Annotated in this window: 2 protein-coding genes; both read right to left on the bottom strand. The window is 69.2% G+C overall.

The genetic code is table 11. The features are described from left to right. Positions 1-243: 243 nt before the first annotated feature. Positions 244-2,325: a beta-propeller domain-containing protein gene (locus KIP79_RS45990; RefSeq protein ID WP_214111401.1), complete on the bottom strand. Its 2,082-nt coding sequence runs from the start codon at positions 2,323-2,325 to the stop codon at positions 244-246. 31 nt (positions 2,326-2,356) lie between these two features. After that, on the bottom strand, positions 2,357-3,294 hold a 938-nt coding region (locus KIP79_RS45995), incomplete at its 5' end, for a hypothetical protein (RefSeq protein WP_214111402.1).

Here is a 3,294-nt window from a genome sequence, read left to right on the forward strand (position 1 = left end):
TGGGGCCTAACGGTAATGGAGGGGGCGGGTGGGTGGGAGAACCGCGGTAACCAGAATCCCCGGGTGCCGGCTCCATACATAGGAAGTTGGTTGCCGTGGAACTCCAGCCCACCCACCCGTCTGACCCTTCGGGTCCGGACCCGGCTCCGCCGGGAGGGTCGGGTTTCGCTCCGGGGTGCGAAGGATTGGTTGCCGTGGGCATTCTGCGGAGCCGGGCGCGCTCGATGAGCGCGCCCGGCCCTGCTACACGAACGGGATCCAGGCCCGGTCGGTCAGGGTGGTGGAGTCGCTGGCCTTCAGGCCGAGGTCGGAGACGGTCCAGATGGTGTCGCCGATTATCAGGCAGCGGCGGATGCCCGGGTTGACCGGGGCGAACTCGTTCTGCTGGGAGACCTTGGGGTGGGTGATTTCGCCGGCCTTGGTCATGGTGGTGTCGGTGATCTTGAGGACGAGGGCCTTGCTGCCGTCGGCCCAGTTGTCGCCCCAGCTCATCAGGGGGATCATGGCGAGGCCGTCCTCGGGCCAGTAGAGGAAGGCGTGCGGATCCCATTCCGCCTCGGTTCCCGACATTTCCTGCAGGTAGCGGGAGAGGATCCGAGGGTTGGCGGGGTCGTTGACGTCGAACAGGGAGACCTGGGTGCCGACAGTGCGGCCTTCGGTGGTGGCCTCCTGGCCGACGCCGATCAGGCGGCCGGGGCCGCCGGGGTGCAGGTACGCGGAGTAGCCGGTGATCTTGAGTTCGCCGGTGATCCGGGGCGCGGCGGGGTCGCGCAGGTCCAGGGCGTAGAGCGGGTCCACCTGGCGGAAGGTGACCACGTAGCCGAGGTCGCCGATGAACCGGACGGAGTAGATGCGCTCGCCCTTGCCGAGCCCGGTCACCGACCCGACCTGAGCGAGGGTGTCGGCGTTCAGCACGTACACGCCGCTCTCGCTGGTGCCCTCCGTGGCCCCGAAGACCTGCGCGTCGGAGGTGGTGGCCACCCGCAGGTGCCCGTTGTGCTCGGAGAGCGAGTACTGGTTGAGCAGGCGGCCGGGCACGGCGCCGGAGCCCACGTACCGCGGCGAACCGGGGCTGGTGATGTCGAACCGGTGGATCTCGGTGCGCTCCGGCGGGCGGGACGGCTCGGGCACGGCCGACTCCACGGCCGAGGGCGACGGGACCGCTTCGGGGGTGGCGGTGATGGGCTGGTCGGCGTCCGGGTGGCTGGGCTCGACCTTGGGCGCGTCCGGGATCAGGGTGGGCATCTCCGGATCCGGGCTGGGCGCGACCGACCCGGACGCGGTGTCCGCGGGGGCCACGTCCACCGGCATCACGAAGAACCAGGACGGGTTGCTGGTGACGTAGAGGCTGTCCTTGGTGCTGTAGACGGTGTCCCCGTCGGCGGCCACGCTGATCGGCTCCACGGCGCCGAAGGCCGCGTTCAGGTCGAGGGTGTGCACGGTCAGCATCGAGGTGCCGCTGAAGTCGGCGGGGTGGCTGACGTTCTCGCACTTGACGGCCCCCGGGGTGGTGGCGCCGCCGGACTCGATCTCGAACTTGGGCAGCCACGACTCGATCGGGGCCTTCCGCACCGCCTGGACGTTGGCCGCGATCCGCTCTTTGTCCTTGGCGTCCGGCTTCGACTCGGGGAAGGTGATGTCGGGGACCGACCGGGTGACGATCCGGACGGTGCTCCCCACCATGCGGGCGTCCACGTGACTGCCGGCGATCGACAGCGAGCCCAGTTCGGCCGGCTTCTCGCCGGCCAGATCCACCAGCACGTACTTGGGGCCGATCGGGCCGGGGCGCATCTTGGCGACCGCGCCGAACGGCAGGGCGCCGCCCTGGGTCATCAGCACCAGCGCGCGGTCACCCGAGACGAGCAGATCGGCCGGGACCCAGCTCTGGTCCTTCGGGACCAGCCGGAGCTCACCGGTGATCTTCCGGGTCTCGGCGTCAACCACCCGGAGCACCCCCTGGGTGACCACGATGACCCGTTTCCCGTCGGTTTTCACCAGGTCAGGCTCGTCCACACCGGCTTCGTGCACGTTCGTGGTGGAGTAGGAGGCGCTCGCTCCCGTCCCGGTCGCGGCCGTCGCCTTCGCGTCCGCCGCCTCCAGCAGCATCGGCCCGTTGAAACCCCACGGACCGACGCTCTTCTCGGTCGCGGCGCGTAAACCGGCCAGCATCTCGTCACAACTGGTGTACGCGACCAGGCTGATCCGGCCGGTCAGGTCCACCTTGCCGGGCGTGGCCGCGGGGCCGTCCGCGGCGCCGCCCGAGGTGCACGCGGTCGCGAGAAGCGCCGCGGTCACCGCACCCGCCGCCCGTATCGAAATCCTCATGACCCCTACACGGATGGCGCAGAGGCCCGGTTCAACCGTTACCCGTCCGTGAGAAGTACGGCACGACACTGTTCTTGGTGTCGCTGCTCTCCAGGAGTTTCCGTACGGCGACCCCGGTCAGGTCCACCACGTTCACCTCGTCGACGCCGTTCTGGGGCGAGGTCCAGCAGTAGAGGTGCTGATCGTCCCACCAGCCGAGCACGTTGGTGCAGTCGGAGGAGAACCGGGTGGACGCGGTGCCGTCGGCGGTGTTCCAGACGCAGGTGCCGGAGGTCTGGCCCGCGCAGGCGGTGACGAACCGATCGCCGGACGGGGAGAAGAGCCCGCCTGAGGTGTTGGCGGGCTCGCCCACGTCGGGGATGGTCCGCACGACCTCGCCCTGGAAGTTGTAGTACCGCAGGCCCTTGCTGTCCCCGTCCTCGTAGGAGACGACCAACGCCGCCTGGTCGGGGCTCCAGTAGAACCGGCCGTTCTTGATCGCCGGGTCGTTGATCTGGCGGGTCGTGGCCCGTCCCGCCGCGATGTCGACCACCACGAATCCCTTGGTCGTCCAGACCTCCCCGCTCGGGTTGACCAGGGAGAGGAGCAGGAGGTTGCCGCTGCGGGACCACTCGGCGTAGTCGTAGGTGAGCGGCTGCTTGGCGATCTTGATGGACTTCCTGGCCCCCGTCGCCCGGGTGATGACATCCAGCGCGTGGTAGTTGTCGGTGGTGTAGTTCCGGTTCCGCCCGGCCGCGATGGTGCCGTCGGGGGAGATGTACTGCATCCAGTACTTGGTGCTCCGGGTGAACTCGCCGTTCCTGCCGTCTCTCGGGTAGTTGACCCAGGTGTCCTTGGACTTGTCGGTCACGTCGTAGTAGGTCAGCGCGATCGGGTCGGTCGCGGCCTCGAAGATCTCGGCGTCCACGCCGGGCAGCTTGGTGGTGACGATCGGCGCGGTGGGGGTGGGGCTGGGGGTTGGGGTGGGGG

This window comes from Acrocarpospora catenulata, from assembly GCF_018476525.1.
Lineage (GTDB): Bacteria > Actinomycetota > Actinomycetes > Streptosporangiales > Streptosporangiaceae > Acrocarpospora > Acrocarpospora catenulata.